This window comes from Bacteroidia bacterium, assembly GCA_037045145.1.
Lineage (GTDB): Bacteria > Bacteroidota > Bacteroidia > AKYH767-A > OLB10 > OLB10.
Map to the genome: position 1 here is coordinate 21939 of JBAOIA010000012.1, position 23836 is coordinate 45774.

At 35.5% G+C, this 23836-nt stretch carries 23 protein-coding genes; 13 read left to right on the forward strand and 10 right to left on the reverse strand.

Annotated elements, in window-relative coordinates; genetic code table 11:
* Positions 1-3 precede the first annotated feature (3 nt).
* The 4 genes from rsmG (at position 4) to V9G42_09575 (ending at position 3214) form a co-directional block, all read left to right on the forward strand.
* Entirely contained in the window at positions 4-639 is a 636-nt protein-coding gene (gene rsmG, locus V9G42_09560; GenBank protein MEI2759658.1) for a 16S rRNA (guanine(527)-N(7))-methyltransferase RsmG, read from the forward strand.
* Positions 640-705: 66 nt separating this feature from the next.
* On the forward strand, positions 706-867 hold the full coding sequence (gene rpmH, locus V9G42_09565; protein MEI2759659.1) for a 50S ribosomal protein L34: 162 nt from the start codon (positions 706-708) through the stop codon (positions 865-867).
* An 86-nt stretch (positions 868-953) separates the two neighbouring features.
* Positions 954-1502, forward strand: a complete 549-nt coding sequence (locus tag V9G42_09570; GenBank protein ID MEI2759660.1) for a hypothetical protein — start codon at positions 954-956, stop codon at positions 1500-1502.
* Between the two features lie 164 nt (positions 1503-1666).
* Complete coding sequence (locus V9G42_09575) at positions 1667-3214, forward strand: IS1182 family transposase (protein ID MEI2759661.1); 1548 nt, start codon at positions 1667-1669, stop codon at positions 3212-3214.
* A gap of 184 nt (positions 3215-3398) precedes the next feature.
* On the opposite strand, the gene V9G42_09580 is transcribed toward V9G42_09575, so the two are convergent.
* Together V9G42_09580 and V9G42_09585 are read right to left on the reverse strand one after the other, a co-directional pair.
* On the reverse strand, positions 3399-4352 hold the full coding sequence (locus tag V9G42_09580; protein MEI2759662.1) for a T9SS type A sorting domain-containing protein: 954 nt from the start codon (positions 4350-4352) through the stop codon (positions 3399-3401).
* Between the two features lie 119 nt (positions 4353-4471).
* On the reverse strand, positions 4472-5467 hold the full coding sequence (locus V9G42_09585; GenBank protein MEI2759663.1) for a sugar phosphate nucleotidyltransferase: 996 nt from the start codon (positions 5465-5467) through the stop codon (positions 4472-4474).
* A 111-nt stretch (positions 5468-5578) separates the two neighbouring features.
* Between V9G42_09585 and V9G42_09590 the strand changes: the two genes are divergently transcribed.
* From V9G42_09590 to ygiD, 3 genes are all read left to right on the forward strand, one after another.
* The gene (locus tag V9G42_09590; GenBank protein MEI2759664.1) at positions 5579-6634 is read left to right on the forward strand and encodes a class I fructose-bisphosphate aldolase; all 1056 of its coding nucleotides are present in this window, start codon (positions 5579-5581) and stop codon (positions 6632-6634) included.
* A gap of 61 nt (positions 6635-6695) precedes the next feature.
* Positions 6696-7541 (forward strand): acetyl-CoA carboxylase, carboxyltransferase subunit beta, encoded by an 846-nt coding sequence (accD, locus tag V9G42_09595; GenBank protein MEI2759665.1) that lies wholly within the window; start codon positions 6696-6698, stop codon positions 7539-7541.
* Between the two features lie 126 nt (positions 7542-7667).
* Entirely contained in the window at positions 7668-8543 is an 876-nt protein-coding gene (gene ygiD, locus V9G42_09600) for a 4,5-DOPA dioxygenase extradiol (protein ID MEI2759666.1), read from the forward strand.
* 2 nt (positions 8544-8545) lie between these two features.
* Here the strand turns inward: ygiD and V9G42_09605 are convergent, their stop codons facing one another.
* From V9G42_09605 to mtaB, 3 genes are all read right to left on the reverse strand, one after another.
* Positions 8546-9523, reverse strand: coding sequence for a transglutaminase domain-containing protein (locus tag V9G42_09605; GenBank protein MEI2759667.1), 978 nt, complete (start codon positions 9521-9523; stop codon positions 8546-8548).
* 64 nt (positions 9524-9587) lie between these two features.
* Positions 9588-10742, reverse strand: a complete 1155-nt coding sequence (locus tag V9G42_09610) for a prolipoprotein diacylglyceryl transferase family protein (GenBank protein ID MEI2759668.1) — start codon at positions 10740-10742, stop codon at positions 9588-9590.
* Between the two features lie 12 nt (positions 10743-10754).
* Positions 10755-12086 (reverse strand): tRNA (N(6)-L-threonylcarbamoyladenosine(37)-C(2))-methylthiotransferase MtaB, encoded by a 1332-nt coding sequence (gene mtaB, locus V9G42_09615; protein ID MEI2759669.1) that lies wholly within the window; start codon positions 12084-12086, stop codon positions 10755-10757.
* A 104-nt stretch (positions 12087-12190) separates the two neighbouring features.
* Here mtaB and V9G42_09620 point away from each other — a divergent pair, with 104 nt between their 5' ends.
* Genes V9G42_09620 through V9G42_09630 form a run of 3 tightly spaced genes read left to right on the forward strand, consistent with a single transcriptional unit; the run spans position 12191 to position 16120 of the window.
* A complete protein-coding gene (locus V9G42_09620) occupies positions 12191-13936 on the forward strand; it encodes an ABC transporter ATP-binding protein (GenBank protein ID MEI2759670.1) in 1746 nt (581 codons plus the stop codon).
* Between the two features lie 51 nt (positions 13937-13987).
* Positions 13988-14608, forward strand: coding sequence for a hypothetical protein (locus V9G42_09625; GenBank protein MEI2759671.1), 621 nt, complete (start codon positions 13988-13990; stop codon positions 14606-14608).
* A 21-nt stretch (positions 14609-14629) separates the two neighbouring features.
* A complete protein-coding gene (locus V9G42_09630; GenBank protein ID MEI2759672.1) occupies positions 14630-16120 on the forward strand; it encodes a hypothetical protein in 1491 nt (496 codons plus the stop codon).
* On the opposite strand, the gene V9G42_09635 is transcribed toward V9G42_09630, so the two are convergent.
* The 3 genes from V9G42_09635 to V9G42_09645 are packed head-to-tail and all read right to left on the reverse strand — an operon-like array spanning position 16117 to position 20337.
* Complete coding sequence (locus V9G42_09635; GenBank protein ID MEI2759673.1) at positions 16117-17580, reverse strand: glycosyltransferase family 39 protein; 1464 nt, start codon at positions 17578-17580, stop codon at positions 16117-16119. The two genes, V9G42_09630 and V9G42_09635, sit on opposite strands and share 4 nt — an antisense overlap.
* Positions 17580-19586, reverse strand: coding sequence for a hypothetical protein (locus V9G42_09640; protein ID MEI2759674.1), 2007 nt, complete (start codon positions 19584-19586; stop codon positions 17580-17582). The genes V9G42_09635 and V9G42_09640 overlap by 1 nt, the downstream gene beginning before the upstream one ends.
* Before the next feature lie 28 nt (positions 19587-19614).
* Positions 19615-20337, reverse strand: coding sequence for a glycosyltransferase family 2 protein (locus V9G42_09645; GenBank protein ID MEI2759675.1), 723 nt, complete (start codon positions 20335-20337; stop codon positions 19615-19617).
* A 159-nt stretch (positions 20338-20496) separates the two neighbouring features.
* Here V9G42_09645 and V9G42_09650 point away from each other — a divergent pair, with 159 nt between their 5' ends.
* Complete coding sequence (locus V9G42_09650) at positions 20497-20646, forward strand: hypothetical protein (protein MEI2759676.1); 150 nt, start codon at positions 20497-20499, stop codon at positions 20644-20646.
* An 88-nt stretch (positions 20647-20734) separates the two neighbouring features.
* Here V9G42_09650 and V9G42_09655 read toward each other — a convergent pair whose 3' ends face one another.
* Positions 20735-20884 (reverse strand): DUF5989 family protein, encoded by a 150-nt coding sequence (locus tag V9G42_09655; protein ID MEI2759677.1) that lies wholly within the window; start codon positions 20882-20884, stop codon positions 20735-20737.
* 109 nt (positions 20885-20993) lie between these two features.
* Here V9G42_09655 and V9G42_09660 point away from each other — a divergent pair, with 109 nt between their 5' ends.
* Complete coding sequence (locus V9G42_09660; GenBank protein MEI2759678.1) at positions 20994-22589, forward strand: peptide chain release factor 3; 1596 nt, start codon at positions 20994-20996, stop codon at positions 22587-22589.
* Here the strand turns inward: V9G42_09660 and V9G42_09665 are convergent.
* A complete protein-coding gene (locus V9G42_09665) occupies positions 22586-23161 on the reverse strand; it encodes a hypothetical protein (protein MEI2759679.1) in 576 nt (191 codons plus the stop codon). The genes V9G42_09660 and V9G42_09665 overlap by 4 nt on opposite strands.
* A 58-nt stretch (positions 23162-23219) precedes the next feature.
* On the opposite strand from V9G42_09665, the gene V9G42_09670 reads away from it, so the two are divergent.
* Positions 23220-23783 (forward strand): NAD(P)H-dependent oxidoreductase, encoded by a 564-nt coding sequence (locus V9G42_09670; GenBank protein ID MEI2759680.1) that lies wholly within the window; start codon positions 23220-23222, stop codon positions 23781-23783.
* The last annotated feature ends 53 nt before the right edge of the window (positions 23784-23836 follow it).

The window sequence follows — 23836 nt, forward strand, 5'->3', positions numbered from 1 at the left end:
GTGATGTCAGGCGGAGTTTTATTGTTGCAACGCTACTTTCCGGAATTATCTTTAGAAAAGAAGGAAAAATTTATCTTGTTTGCTGAATTGTTTAAGTCATGGAATGAGAGAATTAATCTTGTTTCAAGAAAAGATATAGAACAGTTTTATCTCCATCATTTAATACATTCATTAGTTATAGCTAAGTTTATTGATTTTGGTAAAGGAACTAAAGTTATGGACATTGGCACAGGTGGTGGGTTGCCCGGTTTACCGCTGGCTATTTATTTCTCTGAAACCAACTTTTATTTGGTTGATTCTATACGTAAAAAGACTGAGGCTGTTATAGAAATGGCCAATCAACTTGGGTTATCTAATGTTGTGGTATTCAACAAACGTGCTGAAGACGTATCTGAAAAAGTTGATTTTGTTGTTTCAAGAGCAACTGCACCGATGGCAGATTTAGTAAAATGGAGTAGGGGTAAAATAAATTCTAAGGGTAACAGTTCTATGCCAAACGGTTTGATTTGCTTAAAGGGAGGAGATTTAACCGAAGAGCTAAAACCATTTGAAAATAAGCTATTTACAGAAAATGTTACAGCATTTATTCCTGAAGAATTTTATAAAGAAAAAAAAATAATCTACTTGCCTTTAGTATAAAAGAATTAATTATATCTTTGCCGCCTCTAAAAAGAATTTTGCAGCATTAATAAAAACTGAATTATTATGGTAAGAACATATCAACCCTCAAAGCGTAAGAGAAAAAACAAACATGGTTTTCGTGAAAGAATGGCTACGGCTAACGGACGTAGGGTATTGGCTTCTCGCAGAGCAAAAGGTCGTAAAAAACTGACCGTTTCAAGTGAAAGTAAAGTTCGCGGTAAATAAATAACTGCATTATAAAATATCAAAAAGCTGCCTTTTTTAAGGTGGCTTTTTTATTTTAGCACCAATTATTAAAGTTTATAGTTCTCATGAATATTAAATCAGGTCTTTTTTATTTGTCAATAATTCTACTGTTTGCTGCATGTCAGAAAGATTATAATGACCCCGGCACCGGTCCTTCTCAATATTATGGAACACGCAGCGGTGTTTCAATACGTGCAATTCTTTTAGCACAAATGCCGGCAACAGATCCTTCGGGAAACAATTGGGATGTAGCAGACTCTGTTGACACAGCAGGTCGTGCAGATATTTTTTACCGTTTCAAAGATATTGACTCTATTGACTATCCTGAATTTGTTCAGAGTTTTCATTTTGACAATGTAAATCCTGATAGCTTGCCTCTGCCTTATTTTTTGACTACGCCATATCCTTTACGTGCAATTGGCAGTAATGTACAATTTGATATTTATGATTTTGAAAAAAGTATTTCATCACCGGCTATAGATTCAACCTTAATGAAATCTTTTAACTTTTCTGTTGTTGCAGGTGATTCACTTATTGAAAATCCATATCCTGATAGTTTGGTGTTGGCAGAAGATGGATATGTAGTTTTACTATATTTGAATTGGATAAAATAATAAATTGAAATTAAGTTAATTTTCTGTTACTTAAAAACAAAGAAGAGGCTGTCTCAAAAGTAGGCAGCCTCTTTTGATTTTTTAGAAAATCAAAGGTTATTAACAAAAAAAGAATAGTTATCCAAAAGGGAAAGAAGGAAAGGTGATGCAACTAAATTTGTTGCATGAGCAAAACCAATATAGTATTCAAACCATATCAGTTTAATCCGCAAATGTTGTTGCCACCGAGTTTTGATGAACTCATTGATAAGAATCATCCGGTGCGTGTAGTACAACAAATCATCAGCGAAATTAAAATAGATGGGCTGATTGATCAGTATAAAGGAGGTGGTACAAGTTCATATCATCCACGTATGCTATTAAGCGCCATTGTGTTCGCTTATTTAAGCAATACGTACAGCAGTCGTAAAATAGAAGCGGCCCTGAAAGAGAACATCCATTACATGTGGCTAACGGGTATGAGTACACCGGATCATAATACGATTAACCGTTTTCGCAGTTCGAAATTAAAAAATGAGATTAAAGAAATATTTGCCCAGGTGGTAACCCTGTTGGTAAAGGAAGAACTGGTTAGTATAGAAGAAGTTTATACCGATGGCACCAAGATAGAAGCCAATGCCAACAAATACACCTTTGTGTGGGGCAAAGCCATCAAAACGCAAAAGGAAAAAATAGCAAAACAGTTAGAAGCGTTGTGGAACTACAGCCAGCAAGTTGCCGTAGAAGAATTAAAAGATACCGAACCGATTGATTTTAAGAACATCGATGCAGCAAAAGTAAAAGCTGTGGCAGCGCAGATTGATGAGGCATTGAAAAACAAACAGGTTGAAAAAAAAACTCTTGACCAAATCAAAAAAGCAAAAACCGATTTTGTAAAGCGCATGGAAAAGTATGAGCAACAAGAGGCCATACTGGGTAATCGAAACAGTTACAGCAAAACCGATCCGGATGCAACTTTTATGCGTATGAAGGAAGACCACATGCGTAACGGACAACTTAAAGCCGGATATAATTTACAAGCCAGTTCATGTCCCGGTAAAAAAATATTTTGTGTGAACTACAGCTTGCATCAAAAACCAACCGACACCACTACTCTCATTCCGCACATCAATCAATATCAACAACTTTACGGTAGTTATCCAAAGAGCATCACAGCAGATGCCGGATACGGGTCGCACGAAAACTATCAGTTCCTGCAAAACAACAGCATTGAGGGCTATGTTAAATACAACACCTTTGATAAAGAACAAAAGCGCAAAGCCACCTATAAGAAAGGATTTAAGAGTGATGAACTTTATTACAATAAGGAGCAAGATTGCTACTACTGCCCAATGGGTCAACGCATGCAATACATCAGTACTTCAACACGCACAACCGAAAATGGATATACACAACAGGTAAAAAAATACCAGACGCAAAACTGCAACGGATGCCCGTTAAGAAGCGTATGTCATCAATCAAAAAACAACAGAACAATCGAAGTCAATCAGCAACTGATCCAACTGAAAAATAAAGCCAATGAAAATTTGAAAAGTGAACAAGGCATCGCCCATCGAAAAAAAAGATGCTACACCATAGAGCCTGTGTTTGCTTGCCTCAAGCAAAACAAAAATTTTAAACGGTTCATGCTGCGATCTATTCCTAAAGTAGAGATAGAGGCCGGATTGTGCCTGATCGGATTTAATCTCAAACAAAAAGCACTCTTGAACTGAAAAAAATCAAAAAAAGGATGTCATAATCATTAAAAACATCTCCTAATGCACCATAACGTCCTTCAGGAATAAAAATAAAACTTGATTTCTTTTTAATCATCTGCCTCTATAAAGCAGTATATAAAAAAAGGCTGCCTCAATTTATTGTTTTGAGACAGCCTCTTTTTTGTTTAATTAATTAAATTTATTCAATAACAATTTTCTTAGTTATTGTTTTTCCTGAATCACTGTTTAATATTAGAATGTAAACACCTTTAGCGGCATTTTTAAGTTCAACAGTTTTTGATACAACAGAAATATCATTCAGCATATTGGAGTAAATTGTTTTACCCATCATATCGGAAACACTAATTTCAAGATTAGTCTTTCCTGTAAAAGAAGCATTAATCCTGAAAGTACCATTTGAAGGATTAGGCATTACTGTCAAGATATTCTCTGCTTCAACATTGTTGATGGAAGTTGTTATAGTTCCATAAATTTCAAATGGAAAACCTTGTTGTGTAAGAGTAACACCATCATTACAAGGTCCCCATACTGCATTTGTAGGATCATATTGCATGCCATTACCTGTTGTAGTGTTGGCATTGGTAAGAGGAGGTGCCCATGGTCCTGAAGCCAAAGTTCCACCGGTTTGCCAATCTATCCAATAAGTGCCTGCACTAAGACTCCATGCAGATGGTGGTACAATAACATTGCGCATTACCGGACGATCCGTATTTGTCAATGCTGTTTCTGAAGTTCGGTAAATATTAGAAAAGTAGGTGTTCTGTAACAAACTAGTAGTTTGATCTCCAAAAAGTAATATTCCAACATCCGGTGCACCATCATAAATAGCACAGTTCACCGCATTCATTGTTGAAGTAGTACCCGAGCCTGTTTGATAAGCTAAAAAAACAATGGAGTCAATGGTCCAAGTTTGACCTGCAGGAATGATAAAATCATCTGCAACGCGATAGCCACTGGAAACAGCATGTCCAATACCTAATGAATTCAATCCATCATGTAAGGCAGAAACATTGGCTCCACCCGCTCCGGCACCCGGTTGATTAACAATAGAACCATTGTCATAAATAAGTTGTGCATTGGATGTTAGGCTTCCTAATGCTACAGCCGTAAGTAGAGTAAATAATTTTTTCATATTTTATTGATTTTGAAATTTACAATTCAAAAATAGTTTTTTAACTAATATAATTATCAAAAAAATACGCGATTAATAAAAAAATATAACCATTAATTTTAGCAAATATGTTGATAACATCAGCTAAAATCAATTTCAGTACTGTCACCAATATTCAGACTCTGACTTAGACCTTTTAAAAAAGCATCACTTCCAATTACAGAATGATGTAAAACGGCAGATTCTAATTGCGAATACGAGCCAATAATTGAATCTTTAATTATAGAATATTTTACAATGGTATGTTCGCCAATAGAAACATGAGGACCAATAATGGAATCGGAAATATCGCAGTTGTAGGCAATACTCACCGGAGGAATGATGATCGTGTTTGGAAACTTCTGTGGTTTGGTATTTGTTTCTGCGATACGGTCTAACAAAATAGCATTAGTTTCAAGGAGGCTTTCTTTGTTTCCACAATCAAACCAATTGCCCACATGAAAGACTTTGATTTTCTCACCATCATCAATCATACGCATCATGGCATCAGTCAGATGATATTCATCGCGTGTTTTCAGGTTATTTTCAATAATGTAATTAAGCGCTTCAAATAAATGCCCTGCCTGCTTGATAAAATAGATTCCTACTAGAGCAAGGTTAGATTTTGGAATAACCGGTTTTTCATGCAGCTTGGAAACAAAACCATCATCATTCAATTCAACGACACCAAAATTTCGCGGGTCATCAACTTTTTTTACTCCTAAAAGAGAATGTTCTGCTTGTTTAAAAACATGAATGTCAAAATCAATAATTGTGTCACCCAAAACAATGAGCATTTCATCTTCTGCATGAACATGGTTGCGGGCAAACCAAACAGAATGACCGGTACCCTCACGTGGCTCCTGTACTATAAATACGGCTTTAAGAGAAGGATATTTGCTTTTTACAAATTCTTCAATTTTTTCGCCCATATAACCTATAATAAATACAAACTCATCATATCCTGACTGTACGAAATAATCAATGATATGAGCCAGAATGGGATGACCTGCAACCGGCACCAAAGTTTTTGGCTGCGTGTGTGTATGGGGGCGAAGTTTAGTACCAATACCGGCAACCGGAATTACAATTTTCATTTCAAGATAATTAATGTAAAAATATTAATGTACAGAACAGTATAAGTATGATGGTATGGAATAAAAAAAAATGTAGTTTTGCCACACTTAACTGACATTTAAATACATATTATGTTGAACAAAATTACGGAATTACTTGGAAAAGATGCTGAGAAATTATTAAACCACGTTTGTAAAACAGTTCCAAAGGAAACATTACATCAGCCGGGGAGTGACTTTGTTGACCGCATTTTTATTCCTTCAAACAGAAGTAATCAGGTTATGCGTAGTTTGCAGTCGCTCTATAATCATGGCAGGCTATCGGGCACAGGCTATATGTCTATTCTTCCTGTTGACCAGGGAATTGAACACTCTGCAGGAGCAAGCTTTGCACCAAACCCAATGTTTTTTGATCCTGAAAATATTGTAAAGTTAGCCATTGAAGGAGGTTGCAATGCAGTTGCTTCAACGTATGGAGTACTGGCATCGGTTTCTCGAAAATATGCACATAAGATACCTTTTATTGTGAAAATAAATCACAATGAATTCCTGACCTATCCAAATAAATTTGATCAGATAATGTTTGGCACAATTGACGAAGCATGGAATATGGGTGCTGCAGCTGTTGGTGCAACAATTTATTTTGGAAGTGAAGAATCATCGAGGCAAATAGTTGAAGTTGCACAAGCTTTTGAACATGCGCACGAATTGGGAATGGCAACAGTTCTTTGGTGCTATTTACGTAACCCGGGTTTTAAAAAGGATGGTGTAGATTACCACACTGCTGCAGATCTAACAGCACAGGCAAATCATCTTGGAGTAACTATTCAGGCCGATATCATCAAACAAAAACTACCAACGCTTAATGGAGGTTATACAGCTATCAATTTCGGCAAAACACATAAAGATGTTTATACAAAACTTTCTTCTGATCACCCAATAGATTTATGCCGATATCAGGTATTGAATTGCTATAATGGACGTATGGGATTAATCAATTCAGGTGGAGAATCAAAAGGTGCAACAGATATGGCCGAAGCCGTTACAACAGCAGTAATAAATAAAAGAGCAGGAGGGCAAGGTTTGATTTCTGGACGTAAAGCATTTCAGAAACCATTTAAAGAAGGCGTTGAAATGTTAAATGCTATTCAGAATGTATATCTTTCAAAAGAAGTTACTTTAGCATAGAATTTTACACAGTACATCAGTTGATAAACCCAACATTTCATTAACGTAAACTGATACATACATGACTTGGTTTAAAAGAATTAAAGAAGGAATTACCACCTCTACCAAAGAGAAAAAAGAAACTCCGGAGGGATTATGGTATAAATGTCCTTCATGCAAAGCTATTGTTCCATCATTGGAGCATACAGAAAACAGATATGTATGTCCAAAATGCAGTTATCATGATAGAATTGGGTCTGAAGAATATTTTGACATACTTTTTGATGATAATCAGTTTACAGAGTTTAATACAGAACTGACCTCTGCCGATCCATTAGGTTTTGTTGATACAAAAAAATACACAGACCGATTGCGCGATACCATTTCTAAAACGAAATTGAAAGATGCAATGCGTACTGCTGTTGGTAAGGTAAACGGAAACGACTTAGTAGTGGCATGCATGGATTTTCAGTTTATAGGGGGAAGTATGGGTTCTGTAATGGGAGAAAAAATTGCAGGGGCAATTGATTACAGTATTCAACATAAAGTACCATTAATGATTATAAACAAATCGGGTGGTGCACGTATGATGGAAGCAGCATTTTCTTTAATGCAGATGGCAAAAACTTCAGCAAAGCTTACCAGACTTGCAGATGCCGGATTGCCTTATATAAGTTTACTTACAGACCCAACTACAGGTGGTGTAACAGCTTCTTTTGCTATGCTTGGTGATTTAAATATTGGTGAACCAAATGCATTAATTGGTTTTGCCGGTCCGCGTGTTGTTAAAGAAACTATTGGTAAAGATTTACCTAAAGGATTTCAAACATCTGAATTTGTTCTTGAGCATGGTTTTCTGGATAAAATTGTTGACCGCAGACAATTAAAAGCTACCATTGGGCAGTTGCTAAGTATGTTTAAGAATTAATAGCTACCGCTAAACTATTATTGGTGCAATTAACGCTGGCCACCAATATTGGACTTTAGTAATATATTTAAAAACTTTTTACAGGTTTTGCACGTTATTCGTACTTAAATAATTACTAAAAATAAAATGTATCGCAGAGAATTTTTAGCATCAATTGCCGGTATAGGAGCTGTTGGAACTTTAAGTTCTCTTAAAAACATTACTGATGACTTGAGCAATACCGATAAGATGCCGGTGTTGTTTATAGGACACGGCTCTCCAATGAATGGCATTGAAAACAATGAGTTCAGTAATCAATGGAAAAAATTAGGTCAGTCGTTACCGCTGCCAAAGGCAATAGTTGTTGTTTCTGCACATTGGTTGACAAAAGGAACTTTTATTACTGCAATGAATAACCCCAAAACCATTCATGATTTTGGTGGATTTCCACAAGCACTTTATGATGTACAGTATAATGCACCGGGCAGTCCTGAATTAGCTCAAAAAACAAAAAACCTTTTCAAGTCGGTAAATGCAACTTTAGACCATGATTGGGGCCTTGATCATGGAGCATGGACTGTTACAAGAAGAATGTATCCTGATGCAAATATTCCTGTGCTTCAAATCAGCATTGATATTAATAAACCGGCATCTTTTCACTATCAATTAGGGAAAGAACTTGCTTCGCTTCGAACAAAGGGGGTGTTGATTATTGGAAGCGGCAACATGGTTCATAACCTTGGGAAAATTGCATGGAATAAAATTGATGAAGTTGGCTTTGGCTATGATTGGGCAGTTGAAATGCATCAACTTTTTAAATCAAAAATTGCAGACAATGATCATCAGGCATTAATTAATTATACCTCCCTCAGTAAATCTGCTTTGCTGGCTGTACCCACACCAGATCATTATTTGCCATTAATGTATATTCTTGGGCTGCAACAAAAAAATGAAAATGCTGAATTTTTTAACGATAAGTTAGTTGCCGGTTCAATCAATATGACTTCAGTGCAATTTGGATAACATTATTCTTCCCTACGTTTATTCTTTTTGTCAGAAACAATTAAGTAAGTACAAAAAGGTAGTCCGTCCACAAAAACATCCAATGTTCTTTTCTTATTCGATTCAAACAAATAATCGAAATATACAAGACTATCAACCTGAGTAAATGTATTTTGCAATCTTTCAGATTTTTTTCCGTCACGAATTTCAATTTTACCAACTGCAAGACTATCCATTGATTTGAAATAAAAACGTTTCTTTAAACCTTTGTAAACAGGTATCACACCATCAGCGGGTCTTAAGGCATATATGCCGTTATCAAAAAAGAAATCATAAACTTTAGGGTATTTGAGAAAAGTATTCTTGTCAACAATTGTATCTAAATATTGAAAGTTTCCATTTAAAGGAAGATGTGTTAAAACTACCTGACGCGGATGCAATGCAAAATATCTCTCGGTAAAACGTTTTGTAAAAGTCTTATCACCATTTTCAAAATATCCACTTGCCAGCATCACATCCATTATATACCACTTATCATAAAGTTTTACTGTATTCCAAATATGATTTGGTTTTTTAATTTTTGTTCCGGGCAATTCGCTTCGTCTAAGAAATCCATTCACCGAAAGGCATGTTATACTCATTCTTGCACATATTGTATTCAAAATATTTGCATAACCTTCGGCCAGTGCTGTTTTATTTTTAAAAACATCGTTAGCACTAACATTTGCTTTTAACGGATGACGTTGGTTTTTTATGTCATACATAATGTTTTCAGTTACCCATCGGAATGCAGCTCTGAAACGAAAATGAGGGCGGTCAAACTCTCTACTGATTACAGCAGCCAATGTATCAATGCTACTACATTGTTCGGGCTTTAGTTTTAAAACAAATTCATCCACCGTGCTATAATCAAGTACAGGAATTTTGATTCGTTTTTGTGAAAAAAGAGAGGTAGAAAGAAATAAAAATACTAATGCTGTAAAAAAGCTTTTATGGAACATGAAAAGGTTTTGGTTATAAAATCTTGGCCAAAATACTATTTTATCTTTCTAAAGTCAACAGACTTTAAGTCGAAGCGGAATTTTTTCTTCTTAAAAGCGTAATTCCAACGATTGAAACAATAATGCATGCCACAGCAATAATCTCTGCCTGTGTAATAGCTTTTCCAAAAATGTGGTATTTGGTGTTAACTCTAATCTGTTCGATAGCGAGGCGTTCTATACCAGTGAAAAATAAGTAAACAAAGAAAAGTATTCCGGGAGTAACAATTTTAGTTCGTAGTTTCCATAAAACAAAGAAAAGAATAATACAGGCAATCGCTTCATATAATGGCGTAGGAAAAACCGGAGGTATCAACTCAAAACAATGTTTTCCAACACAGCCTTCAATAGGAACACCTTCGCCAATTACATTATGCGGATAGTTATAACTCCACATCCAATCCGGAAAAGGGAACCATGATGGTTTTGCCAATGTGTTTACAATGCCCCAGTCGCCATCACCTGAAAAGTGACATCCTAATCTGCCTGTTCCATAGGTCAGCATTAATGCCGGTGCAGCAACATCACACATCACTAAAGGGGGCACATTTAACCTTTTACTGCTATACCATATTACGGCAGCTGCACCACAAATCAATCCGCCAAAAAAAGTTAGTCCACTGAATGAAATTAATGCATCAACAGGGTCTTTTAAAAAATCATCAAAATTCTCCAGGTTATGAAATATTTTGGCACCTATTAATCCGGCAACCGCAGCTGCTATTGTAATATTCATTACAAACTGATGAGGATAACCAACTTCTGTAACAGTTTGCGGAACTGCTAATTTTTGCTTATCCTTTTCTTTGTATTTACTCCACACAGAATAGGCCCCAAGCAATATTCCTCCAATGACATTACCTCTTGATGACAATAAAAATGTTTGTGGATCATTAACAAGGTCACTATAATTCAAAATGGCATCAAGCAATTTAAATCCAACAATAAATCCAACAACACCTGACCAAAATAGCTCTAATGTAGTTGCTGGTTTTCCTTTAATGGTAGTAACAGTGAAAGATTTTAATAAACCATTCTGCTCTTTTCGTTTAAACTCTAAAACTAAAATATATGCAGCCAGAAAAAAAGACAATGCCAATATGAGCCCGAATGTTTGAATTGGCAAAGGAATATTTATGCCCAGTAAATCATGGAGTGCATCGGATAGAGTAGGGTACATGGATGTTAAATATTAAACCGGGATAGATTCTAAAATTGTACAGTTAATTTCATGACTGTCATTATCGGTTATTCCGATTTTACATTCAATCAATTTGTTTACTAATTCGCTGTTGAAAGGTGTTGAAACTCTAACATAATTTTCGGAATAGCCTGACATTATTCCATTTTTGTCTTCATGTTCAAAAAGCACTTTAGCTGTTTTACCTGCTTGTGAGCGATAAAATATTCCGAGTTTTTTTTCCGAAAGTATGCGTAACATTTGGGTTCTTTTTTTCCTTTCCGCAATGGGGACTACAGGTTTCATTTCAATAGCAGGTGTGTTTGATCTTTCGGAATAAGTAAATACATGCAGGTATGAAATGTCGGCTTCATTCAAATATTTATAAGTCTGAAGAAAATCCTCATCCGACTCACCGGGAAATCCTGTAATCACATCTACACCAATGCAAGCATCAGGCATCAACTCTTTAATTTTATTTATCCGTGATGTGTAATGTGATGTCAGATATCGTCTGCGCATCAGTTTTAGAATTTTATCGGAACCGCTTTGGAGTGGAATGTGAAAATGAGGCATAAATTTTTTAGAACGGCTAACCAATTCAATGATTTCTTCTGTCAGCAGGTTAGGTTCTATGGATGAAATCCTGAAACGGATATCAGCATCCAAAGCATCAAGTTCATAAACCAACTGATAAAATTCTGTTGTGTGTTTTTTCTCACCCGGAAGTTTTCCAAAGTCACCTAAATTAACACCTGTAAGAACAATTTCTTTTGCACCTCTATCAACAATTTGTTTTACATTATCAACAACATTCTCAACTGTGTTGCTTCTGCTTGCTCCACGTGCTAGAGGAATGGTGCAAAAAGTGCAACTATAATCACAGCCATCCTGTACTTTCAAAAATACACGTGTTCTGTCGCCTTCGGAATAGCTGCTAGTAAATTGATGATGCCCGGCAATATCACAAGAAAAAACCTGCGCCTCTGTTTGCTTTTTAAGCTTTTGCAAATAATGCGGAATGTTAAATTTTTCACTTGCTCCTAAAACAAGGCTAACACCCGGTATGGTGGCAATTGCATCTGGTTTTAATTGTGCATAACAGCCAATTATAATAATACATCCTTCAGGGTTTGAAGCTAGAGCTCTATTGACGTGTTGGCGACACTCTCTGTCAGCATTTTCAGTAACAGAGCAGGTATTAATTACATAAACATCAGCAGCATCAGAAAACGAAACTTTTTTATAGCCTGCATCATGCAACTGGCGGCCAATTGTCGAAGTCTCAGCAAAATTTAATTTACAACCTAAGGTGTGAAAAGCTACAGTAGATTCCCTTGTCATTATCGTGCAAAAATAGCAATTACAGCTGAATTTTGTTTGCTGAAGAGTGCTTTCATTTTGAACTAATCAATAAGAGTGTGAATTTTGTAACCAATTTAAGAATTATGTCAACAAGCGGGACTGCATTTAACAGGAAGGTACTAAACAGGATTATGTTCTATGTTAAGCCTTTCAGGTTTCTTTTTGCAGCTACAGTAGTTATTACAGTGATGCTTGCCGCATTGGCACCATTACGGCCCTGGCTTACACAGCAGGCACTTGATGTTGACATTGCAAAACATGACATCAATGGTCTTACACGCACTGTTGCTTTTATGTTTGGTGTTCTTCTGCTACAATCATTGCTTCAGCTTGTTTATACAACCTTAACAAACCGACTTGGGCAGGAAGTAATTCTTTCATTGCGTAATAATTTGTTTAAGAAAGTCAGCGCTTTTGGGCTTGCCTATTTTGATAAAACTCCACTTGGAATAACAATTACCCGTTTGGTAAGCGATATGGAAACCATTGCAGACATTTTTTCTGATGGGTTGATTCTTATTATCAGTGATATGCTTCAGGTTGTTGTAATAATTACTGTAATGTTTTACATCCATCCACAACTTGCTGCAATTTCTTTATCAACTATTCCTGTTCTTTTTGTTGCCACCAGAGTATTTCAGAAAAACATCAGAAAAACTTTTAATGATGTACGCATACAGGTAGCTAAGTTAAATGAGTTTGTTCAGGAACATTTAGTTGCAATGCGTATTGTGCAACTCTTTAACCGTGAAGAAGAAGAAATGAAAAAGTTTACCGACATCAATTCCAATCACCGTGATGCCAACATACGCTCAATTTGGTATTACAGTTTGTTTTTTCCCGTTGTCGAAATCCTTTCAGCAATATCTATCGGACTCATTGTATGGTATGGTGGATTAAATGTGCTTCAAAGTACTATCAGCCTGGGTTTGTTGGTAGCATTTATTCAATACATCAACCAACTTTTCCGGCCAATTCGCGAACTGGCTGATAAGTTTAATACCTTACAAATGGGTATGGTGAGTTCCGAACGTGTTTTCAAACTATTAGATGAGCCATTTACAGAGATAAATAATGGAGTGAAAAAAGCTGATAAAATAACAGGCAAAATTGAATTCAGAAACGTGTGGTTTGCCTATAAAAATGAGGAATGGATATTGCGTGGGCTATCCTTTACACTTCCTGCAGGACAATCTGTGGCTATTGTTGGCTCCACAGGTGCAGGTAAAACTACGATTGTAAGTTTGATTAACCGATTGTACGAAATTCAAAAAGGCCAGATATTAATTGATGATGTTGATATCAGAGAATATGATTTGTACAGTCTGAGAAATGCTATTGGCGTGGTTCTTCAGGATGTTTTTTTGTTTTCTGACAGCATAAAAAACAATATAACACTTTATAAAAATCAAGATGATATAGAAATAGAAGCCTTATTGAAACAGACAGGAGCCTGGAATTTTATTGAAAAATTACCCGGTCAGCTTCATTACAATCCCGGAGAAAGGGGAGGGCTAATCAGCACAGGGCAAAGGCAGCTTTTATCATTTGCCAGAGTCCTTGCACATCAACCCAAACTTATTATTCTCGATGAAGCAACAAGCAGCGTTGACAATAAGCTGGAGCAGCTTTTGGTTAATGCAACAGAGGTGTTGACTAAAAACCGTACCTCAATTATTATTGCCCATCGTTTATCAACAATAGAAAAGGCCGACCGTATCATTGTTTTACAAAAAGGTAGCATTGTCGAAGATGGAAACCATCATATTCTATTGGAAAAGAAAGGAGTTTACGCTCACCTTCATGAGGTTCAATTTATGCAACAATAAATGCTATTTATAAGAACTGATTTTTGTTTCTTTGCACATCACCAATAAAGTATGAAGATATTTTTTAGTTTATTTTTAACACTATACTTTTCTACCGGCACAACCTTTGGTCAAGATGCGGCAAGTACTGACACCATACATCACCATCACTTCAACGATGGTGTTTATTTTAGTTCTGAAGATTTAAAGAGTAACAGACCCACTGTTAAAAAAGAACAACTCATCAAATCTTATTATGACTCTTCTGCTTTCAGCATAAGTAAGTGGGCCAATACACAAAACTTATATTATGCCACATCAGCAGGCGACAAGCAGAAAGTTAATCGCGACAGCCTTTGGGGCTATGTCGAAAACGGGATACCTTACATTTATTTAAACGATCGCTTTCATAAATTTTCTACCTCAGGCGCGGTTTCTGTTTTCAGAGAGAGCTATCCTAATTTAAAAGCAGGATTAGCACCTGTGGTAACAGAAGCTAAATATACTTCACAAATCAATTTATTTATTCTAGCTAACGGCAGAATAGATGAGTTTACTCCTGAGAATGTAGCCCTTGCCATTGAAGACAACAAAGCTCTTTACGATGAATTCATGGCATTAAAATCGTTGAAGCAAAAAAGAAAAAAAATGTATCGTTTTGTTGAAAGATATAATGATATTGCAATGTGGTAGTATTTACTTAACATAAGATCAATGAAAAAAATAAAACTCCTATTCATAACTTTATCCATTATTACCACAGCAATAGTGCCGCAAGGTTGTAAACAAAAAGTTGCTGAAGTCAATAAGCCCGGCTTTGTAAGCATTAAAGACCAGAAATTTTATTTAAACGGAAAGCCATTTTTTCCATTGGCGGTGAATTATCGAGTGGCATTGCAAACAGATGGCAAACAACTTTGGCCATCAGCTTATAAAGGGTATGATGAAGGTAATCGCTACCGTTTCACAAACAAAGATTCCAGTCTGGAAGAATTAAAAAATGATTTTCAGCTCATTGCTGACATGGGGTTCAACTCGATAAGGATTGTTGGCGTTGGCGAACAATATTCTGTTACAAAAAATTCTGATGAGTTGTATATTAAGGCTGATAAAGGAAACGATAAAGACACCATGTTTCTTTTTAATTCTCAAGAAATATACAGTTTGTATTATAATGCGTTAAATGATATGCTCCTTGCAGCCAATCAAGCAGGTCTGCGAGTGGTTCTGTTAGCAAGGTTATTTCATGAAGTGCCTGCAACAGAAAAACATTGGGGAAGAATCATGAAACATTTTAGTCAAGACACAACATTGATGGCCTATGACCTATTTAATGAGCCATTGTATTTCGATTCATTGGAGAGAAACAAAACCGAACCTTATCACATCACCAAAGCCTGGAATAAGTTAGCAAAAGAAAATGCACCGCATCAACTTATTACTATTGGTTTAACGGGTATCAGAGAAGTCTTTGAGTGGGATCCCAATACGCTGAATGTTGATTTTATTTCTTATCATCCGTATGAATACGAACCAGAACAAGTACGTAATGAAATTTACTGGTATGGTAAATATGTAAGAAAGCCATGGATTATCGGTGAAACATCTGTGCCGGCTGATAATGATTCCGTGCCTTATAGTGTGCAGAAAGCATTTGCAGAGGCTACCTTTAAACAAACCTGCAATTGTGGTGGTATTGGTTATACGTGGTGGCAATATAAAGATGTGGATTGGTTCGAATTCCATTCAAATTTTATGGGTGTAGTTAACAGAAAGGGAATATCAAAAACGTCAAAAGGAAAAGAAGTTCTGGGAACACCAAAAGAAACCATTGAATTTTTCAAAAATGCCAAGCCCAATAAGGATGCTGCTGCATGTGAAAAACTTGCAAACTACTACAACTATTCCAATGCAAATGTATGCTGTCTAAAGGGTAAATTAGTTGACTCCTCCGGTGAACCTATTGAAGGTGGTGTTGTAATGGCATGGAATCAATACTGGTCAAGTTCGTTTCATACGGTAACTAAACAAGATGGAACATTCGAGCTTTTAGGCAGTTTTCCATTTTACCATTGGATGGCCTCTGCAACAATGCAAACTATGGTTAGGGGTGATGTTTTACCCGATACGGCTAACTTTAAAGATAATAAGATTCCTACATTAGATTTAGGCGCAATAAAGCTTGAGAAACTGGATTTAGATTAATTACGCCTCTCTATCTTATACATTTTGGCTGCATTTTTTTCTAACAAAATTGTATTCTTATATTCCTTTTCTATATAATTTTTTTCGTGGTCCTGACTAGCAATAGCAATATCTCCAGGCTCTAAATCTTTATAATACTTGTAATAGCAAGTAATACCTTTATTAGCTAAGACTTCAATGTAAAAATTTATATGTGGACCATAGCCATTGTCCCAGCAAATCGCATAGCTCTTCTTTTCTGGTGGTAATCTTTTAAGCATTAATGGTATGCTTTCATTTTGAATGTCCAAACTCTTCGGAGAATATACTTTATTAATTATAGATTGATAAGGTATAAGAAACAACATAAACATTAGCAGATAAGGGATAACATTGATGGTTAATCTTTCACTAAAATTTGGAATATTTTTCAATTGTAAAAACAATTCATTAATCGCAATAGCAGCAAGTAAAGCTAAAAATGGAAATACCGGTAAGTCATACCATTCAAGTTTGGTTTGCGCATTAGAAATAATCAATAAATAAGGTAAAATCATAGTTAGACTAAACACAGTTAGCATTTTTATTTTTTTATTCTTATTTAACCACCCTATGATGATTCCAAAAATCATGGGAATAAACCAAAATTGAAACTGTACTTCTCTTATTAAATCAAAATAGTAGCTGAAAGGATGAAGATGACCTTCTATTGTGGACAAATAGCGTCCGCCAACTTCATTATTAAAAACAGCCTTTAAAAAACCGGGGTTAAGTGATTCTCGCAACAAATAATATCCAAGAGTCAAACCAACACATAAAAATCCATAAAACATTAATGGTTTTATTCGAATGTAAGAACGAAACTCCTTATAGTCAGATAAAAAATATATCAGTAATCCAGGAATAAAAATAAGCGGTTGAATTCCTTTGGTCAGGATTGCTAACGTCAGAAACCCAAAAAATAGTTTCAAATACTTCCCTTGCTTAGTGTGCAGGTAATTAAAAAAACTAAGGCAAAAAAGTGTTGTGAACAAAATTAATAATGCATCATAGTCGCCTGTTCTTGAGCAATGATAATTAACATAACCTTGAGAAGTAACAAGTATCATGGCCGCAAAAAAACCAAGCCACATTTGATTTGTCTGTTTTTTTAAAAAGTAAAACAAAACAATGCATGTAATAAATGCCGCTATGGCTGAAGGCAACCTCAATGCAAGTTCATTAACACCAAGAACTTTTATGTTTAATGCTTGCAAAACAACTAACAAGGGTGGTTTGGTATTCCATAAATCAGGTTTGCCTTCAAAGTATGTAACAATAAAATTATTGTTCTTACTCATTTCAATAGCATTCCATGCAAGTCGGGATTCATCCCATAGAAAAACAGATTCCTTTTGCAAGTGAAGGAATAAAGGAAAGTATAAAAATAGCATTAGCACAAAGCAGATAACTACATTTCTGTTTTGAAGAAGCTGTTTCATTACATTGATTTTACATAGAATTCAGATAACAACCCATCTGGTGCATCCGTCAGAAATACTTCACGTGTGCTACTGTTAACAGTAGCATACTTTCCATACAACTTAATATAAAACCTATTACTATCATTGCATGGCTGAAAAGATACTAAGTCAGAGTTTTTGAATGTGTTTTTAAAACCAATTAACCTCTTATTGTAGGGGTCAACTTTTAAATACTCCAATTCCATGGATGATAAAAGTGATTTACCAGATTGAAATTTTATGGCACTGAATGTTTCCCATGATTGTGCATCTTTTCGGTTTGCCATAATAAAATTATTGTAATTTTTATCCCAACACCAGTACATAGAATCGTATGTCATAATCTGAATAGTATCACATGTATAACCACCAATTTCAAAATCATTCATCACCTGAATGTCTGTTATAGATATATTATTTTCATTGCACCATTTTTGCAAATTACTGCTATCTGGATATTCAAAAAGATTGAGAAACGATCCAGGGTTAAACCCGGAATAACCATTTACACATTTAAGATTAAGTTCCTGACAGGCCAACATAATGCTTATTGTTTGTGTTACTGCTGTAAAGTTTCTGTACTCATTTTTAGTTAAATCCATTTCTACCGGAAAAACTGCTACGGCTTTATATTGAGAGTTATGCTGTTCGGAAATTATTTTACGATAGTAAGAAGCCATCTCCTGGATTTCATGTTTTGAAATACTGCGGTGAGGCTCTGGAATGAAATAGTTGTCAATTACAATTACTGCTGCAAGAGCTACTGCTAAAATCACTTTATGCCGTAGTTTATTAAAAAAATAATTCAGGGTCAATGCGGTGAGAAAAATAAAAAACAATATCTGAACATTCATTATTCGATCTACAGAGCGCATAGAGGAGAACCCTGGGAGCAAATAAATCACTTTATATAAACTATATCCTTTATAGTTAATACAAAAAATAAAAGAAAGCCAAAAGGCAACTATTAACAGTAATATTAATTTGGCTTTATCAGTTTGATTTTTCAATTTAAAATAAATCAAAGGACTTAACAAAACACCTATCCAGGGAATTATACCTGGAAACAATAAATGATTCCACCAGTTAAAAAACTTAAACGCTGTATAGGGATACAAAAAACTCCAAGTTACTGAAGCTGGTGAAGTAAAAAAATATGACCTCAATCTTGGCAGCGAGTTTAAAGAGTCAATGTAGGGACGGGTTCCTACTTGATGAGTAGTTTGTATATAGGGTAAAAATAGTGGTAACATTAAAATTGCAATCACGGCCATGGAAGCAAGGTAATACATCAATTGTTTTTTATTAAACTGAAATGGCAGTCTACGATTTACAATTAAAGCAGCAATAAAAAGAAATAGCAGGAAATAGCATAAAAAGAACCCTAAATAAATACCACAGTAAAATTGATAGGTTAATCCTAACAAAAGAAATGAGAAATATTTTAATTCAGAAGTTTGAATAAAGCGGATAGCCCAATAAATCGTTAATGGAGCAATAAAACGTGGAAATACCTGAATATGAAAAATCTGACCGTGATTATAAAGCCCGAAGCCATAAATAAAAGAACATCCTGCAGCAACCACAGTATGGCAGCCTAATTTTTTAAGAACGTAATAACATGACCAATAATTTAAAACAAAGAGAGTGATAATCCAATACTGGTATGAGGATTCCACATCAGCATTAAAAAATCTAAATAGAGCATATATTGGCAATGTGCCTAAAAGATTATCAGAAAGTGCCATGACATTCTTATAGGGATACATAAAGGGTGCATTCCAATATTCAGAAATTTTTCCTGATAAATAACTATAACCATGCTCTAGAACATAATTATTAAAACGAGCATCGCCATAATCACCCGGTATGTGGCTTAAGTCCCAATGGAAGTAGGGCATTACACCAAAATATAGTCCCAAGAACATAAATAGAAATGGGACACTGAAATCAGAAAAATATAAAGCAGTTTTTGTTTGTTTCATTGCTTATCTAAGAATTAAATATACCTGATTACTTTAAAATCCCAAAACGTGCAATACACCACAGTGCCCGAAAGCCATCTTTCCATCCGATTTTTTTTCCTTCGGCATAGGTTCTGCCATAATAAGAAATACCTACTTCATAGATTCTAACATTTGGAATGCGTGATATTTTTGCAGTTACCTCAGGTTCAAATCCAAAACGCCTTTCTTTCAACCGAAGCGATTGAACCATTTTTGTGTTAAACAACTTGTAGCATGTTTCCATATCGGTAAGGTTGAGGTTGGTAAACATATTGCTGACAAAGGTGAGAAACTTGTTTCCGATGGAATGCCAAAAGAAAAGAATACGATGTGGATTACCTCCTAAAAAACGCGAGCCGTAAACCACATCAGCAAAACCTGTCAATACAGGCTTGAGCAATAAATTGTACTCTTCTGGATCGTATTCCAAATCGGCATCCTGAATGATTAAATATTCTCCGGTAGCCAATTCAATGCCTTTGTGTAGTGCAGCACCCTTGCCCATGTTTACCGGTTGGTTAAATAAGCGCATGTCAGCTTGAGGATGTTCAGCAATATATGCTTCAATCACCTCTTTGGTGGCATCTTTAGAACAATCGTTAACAATGATAATTTCTTTTTTAATGTTGTTAAGAAGTTCAACACTTAAAACCTTGTCAAGAATAAGGTGGATGGTGGCTGCCTCATTGTAGGCTGGAATGATAATGGAAAGTTTTTGTACTATGTTCATATCAAATTTTACCAGGGGTTTTTGAAATCATGAGACTTAAATGTTTTTAAACTGTCAGTAAAATAACTTTCTGCTGCAGAAGACTTTTGCCGAAATAAGCCTTTTTCTTTTCCGGTCAACTTGCGAAGAATTGATATAGGCCATAAAACTAAAAAGTAAATGACTGTTAATATTAAACGTGAAATGATAGCACCAATAAAATTGGTAATGGCAGACCATGTTTTGTATATTATTGTTGCAATGGGGAATGCAAATAGGAGTAGTGCTGATAAACAAGCAGCCAGAACAAGCATCCAGCCTTTAGTATAAAACCATGCTAAACTTATGTTCAAGGAAATAAATATTATCTGAAGGATAAAAATTAACGCTAACAAAGTCTTCCAAATCTTTTGCTCCATCAAAACAAGGTATAGATAAAAGGTGCCAGTGCCGGATTGCCGCCTATGATTATTAAGACACTCATCAGCAGAATAACCAGAATGAGTGGAGCCAACCAGTATTTTTTTCGTTGGATGATAAACCTGAAAAGATCAGTGAGTAGTTCCATTGCCTTTAAGTGGCAAATATACATTATTTGATTTAAAGGAATTTAAGACGACACGAACATCAAAACATGGCTGATGAATGATTACTTTTGCCGTCTGAAAATCAAAAGCATGTCAATTAATCAGGAAATAGAGAAACGAAGAACTTTTGCCATTATATCACACCCTGATGCCGGTAAGACAACCTTAACAGAAAAGCTGCTGCTTTTTGGTGGTGCCATTCAGGTTGCAGGTGCCGTTAAATCCAATAAGATTAAGAAAACTGCAGCCAGTGATTTTATGGAGATTGAAAAGCAAAGAGGTATTTCTGTTGCAACATCTGTGATGACATTTTTCTATAAAAACTGCCAGATAAATTTGCTTGATACACCCGGACACAAAGATTTTGCTGAAGATACCTACCGTACACTTACAGCTGTTGACAGCGTAATACTGGTTATAGATTCTGTTAAAGGAGTAGAGCCTCAAACAGAAAAGCTGATGGAAGTTTGCCGTATGCGTAACACTCCGGTAATTATTTTCATCAATAAAATGGACAGAGAAGGGCAAAATCCATTCGACTTGTTGGACGAACTGGAAGAAAAACTTTTTATACACACCCGTCCACTGAGCTGGCCAATCAGCAGTGGTTCAACTTTTCAGGGGGTTTACAATCTTCACCATAAAAGTCTGATGTTGTTCAGAGCCAATCAAAAAGCAACAGAAGATGATATACTTCCGGTAAAAGATATGCAGGATCCACTTCTGGAGAAACATCTTGGACGTTATGCTGAACAGTTGCGTGAGGATGTTGAATTGATTGAAGGAGTTTATGAACCATTTAACAAGCAGCTTTATAGAGAAGGTTTGTTGGCTCCTGTATTTTTTGGTAGTGGAGTTAATAATTTTGGTGTTAAAGAACTGTTAGATACTTTTATTGAAATAGCTCCGGAACCAAAATCAAGGCAGACGGATGTTCGTTCAGTAAAACCAGACGAACCTAAATTTTCTGGATTTGTTTTTAAAATTCATGCCAATATTGACCCACGTCATCGCGACAGGATTGCTTTTTTAAGAGTTTGTTCCGGTATGTTTGAACGAGGCAAGTTTTATCATCATGTAAGGTTGAATAAGGACTTGCGCTTTAACAATCCTGCAACCTTTATGGCACAGGAAAAAAGTATAGTAGAACAAGCTTTTCCGGGTGATGTTATTGGCTTGTATGATACAGGCAACTTTAAAATTGGCGATACTTTAACAGAAGGGGAGGATTTAATGTTTAAAGGTATTCCAAGTTTTTCACCAGAAATTTTCAAAGAACTTATCAATACCGACCCCATGAAGACAAAGCAACTTGAAAAAGGTATTGAGCAGCTAACGGATGAGGGAGTGGCGCAGTTGTTTATTCAGAATGGAGGCAACAGAAAAATCATTGGCACTGTTGGTGAACTACAATTTGAAGTAATTCAATACAGATTGCAGAATGAGTATGGAGCTTCCTGTAAATTTATTACACAGAATATTTCAAAAGCCTGCTGGCTAACCTCCAAAGACAAGAATAAGTTAGATGAATTTATGCGTTTTAAAATGAATAATATTGCATTCGATAAAGACCAAAACCCTGTTTATCTTGCCGACTCACAATGGATGCTAGACCAAATGATCAAGAATTATCCTGAAGTTCAATTTCATTTTACCAGTGAGTTTAAAATGGAAGTTGCTGTTTAATCATTTCTGAGCATTCCCAATAAACACATAAGTGCTTTTTGATTGTGAGACTTAAAATTATGCAAAGTTTCCATTGGATATGCAATAGAGAGTTTGATAAAATCCATTTTCAGACAGGTTGATTTTAAATCCTGAATTTGATTTAACGGCATGTAGTTGTCTTCATGCAAATCATATCGCCAGGGTTTTTCGTTAATACACAGCAATATTTTTTCTGATTGAGGTGATTGCATTTTATCATAATCAAACATATTCAAAAATTTGCCACTTAAATGAAGCGTAACACTATAATGCCTGGCCCACCAGAACAAAAAGCGAATTGCTAAAGTTTCATCCTTATTAAACCACCCGGGAGCATCGCAATTTATCCAGGGTAAGCCTTCCAGATTTTCTCCTCTGTAAATTTTACTGCGATTTACTATCGAAGGTTCGATTTTAAAATCACTTGCTAGTTTTTCTTTAGCTATGGTACCAATTTCACCATAACAAGTGTAAATTTTATCGGTGATGGCTCTTTTAATTTCAAAAAAGTCAGCAGTGCTGACATGCTTTATTTCGTCTGATGAAAACATAAGACTGTGAAGATAGCAATTACTTTTTCGTTTTATTTGTATTGTAAAATATTATTGGATGAAACTTATCATAATCAGTGCCAGTGTGCGTGATGGACGGAAGAGCCATCGTGCAGCACTTTTTTTTAAAAATTTTCTAATCAAGAAATATCAGGCTGATGTTAGTATTGCAGATTTGGATGAACTAAACTTTCCATTATTTAAAGAACGATTAAGGTTTCAGAAGAATAAGTCTCCGGAAGTTGTTGCCTTTGCAGAAAACATTAAGCAATCTGAAGGCGTATTAATAATTACACCTGAATATAATGGAGGCTATCCGGCATCATTGAAAAATGTAATTGACCTGATGTATGATGAATGGAGAAGAAAGCCTGTTGCTATTGCAACTGTTTCTGATGGAATGTTTGGCGGTATGCAGGCAATTACTTCATTGCAGTTTATTTTATGGAAAATCAGAGCATGGACAGTGCCTGCTATGTTTCCAATGCCACAAATTGATAAAAACTTTGATGCTGACGGAACAGCGATTGATATTGAAGGCACAGAAAAAAGAGCTACAGTATTTTGTGATGAATGGATGTGGTGTATAGAAGCAAACAGAAGAATGCAATTGAACCATTGAGGAATTTAAACCAAAGCAATTTTAGTTTGTTTATTTCTGATAGTATAAAAAAA

Coding starts and splice junctions, on each gene's coding strand:
- rsmG (MEI2759658.1), top strand. CDS start 4: ATGTCAGGCGGAGTTTTATTGTTGCAACGCTACTTTCCGGAATTATCT.
- rpmH (MEI2759659.1), top strand. CDS start 706: ATGGTAAGAACATATCAACCCTCAAAGCGTAAGAGAAAAAACAAACAT.
- V9G42_09570 (MEI2759660.1), top strand. CDS start 954: ATGAATATTAAATCAGGTCTTTTTTATTTGTCAATAATTCTACTGTTT.
- V9G42_09575 (MEI2759661.1), top strand. CDS start 1,667: ATGAGCAAAACCAATATAGTATTCAAACCATATCAGTTTAATCCGCAA.
- V9G42_09580 (MEI2759662.1), bottom strand. CDS start 4,352: ATGAAAAAATTATTTACTCTACTTACGGCTGTAGCATTAGGAAGCCTA.
- V9G42_09585 (MEI2759663.1), bottom strand. CDS start 5,467: ATGAAAATTGTAATTCCGGTTGCCGGTATTGGTACTAAACTTCGCCCC.
- V9G42_09590 (MEI2759664.1), top strand. CDS start 5,579: ATGTTGAACAAAATTACGGAATTACTTGGAAAAGATGCTGAGAAATTA.
- accD (MEI2759665.1), top strand. CDS start 6,696: ATGACTTGGTTTAAAAGAATTAAAGAAGGAATTACCACCTCTACCAAA.
- ygiD (MEI2759666.1), top strand. CDS start 7,668: ATGTATCGCAGAGAATTTTTAGCATCAATTGCCGGTATAGGAGCTGTT.
- V9G42_09605 (MEI2759667.1), bottom strand. CDS start 9,523: ATGTTCCATAAAAGCTTTTTTACAGCATTAGTATTTTTATTTCTTTCT.
- V9G42_09610 (MEI2759668.1), bottom strand. CDS start 10,742: ATGTACCCTACTCTATCCGATGCACTCCATGATTTACTGGGCATAAAT.
- mtaB (MEI2759669.1), bottom strand. CDS start 12,086: ATGACAAGGGAATCTACTGTAGCTTTTCACACCTTAGGTTGTAAATTA.
- V9G42_09620 (MEI2759670.1), top strand. CDS start 12,191: ATGTCAACAAGCGGGACTGCATTTAACAGGAAGGTACTAAACAGGATT.
- V9G42_09625 (MEI2759671.1), top strand. CDS start 13,988: ATGAAGATATTTTTTAGTTTATTTTTAACACTATACTTTTCTACCGGC.
- V9G42_09630 (MEI2759672.1), top strand. CDS start 14,630: ATGAAAAAAATAAAACTCCTATTCATAACTTTATCCATTATTACCACA.
- V9G42_09635 (MEI2759673.1), bottom strand. CDS start 17,580: ATGAAACAGCTTCTTCAAAACAGAAATGTAGTTATCTGCTTTGTGCTA.
- V9G42_09640 (MEI2759674.1), bottom strand. CDS start 19,586: ATGAAACAAACAAAAACTGCTTTATATTTTTCTGATTTCAGTGTCCCA.
- V9G42_09645 (MEI2759675.1), bottom strand. CDS start 20,337: ATGAACATAGTACAAAAACTTTCCATTATCATTCCAGCCTACAATGAG.
- V9G42_09650 (MEI2759676.1), top strand. CDS start 20,497: ATGACTGTTAATATTAAACGTGAAATGATAGCACCAATAAAATTGGTA.
- V9G42_09655 (MEI2759677.1), bottom strand. CDS start 20,884: ATGGAACTACTCACTGATCTTTTCAGGTTTATCATCCAACGAAAAAAA.
- V9G42_09660 (MEI2759678.1), top strand. CDS start 20,994: ATGTCAATTAATCAGGAAATAGAGAAACGAAGAACTTTTGCCATTATA.
- V9G42_09665 (MEI2759679.1), bottom strand. CDS start 23,161: ATGTTTTCATCAGACGAAATAAAGCATGTCAGCACTGCTGACTTTTTT.
- V9G42_09670 (MEI2759680.1), top strand. CDS start 23,220: ATGAAACTTATCATAATCAGTGCCAGTGTGCGTGATGGACGGAAGAGC.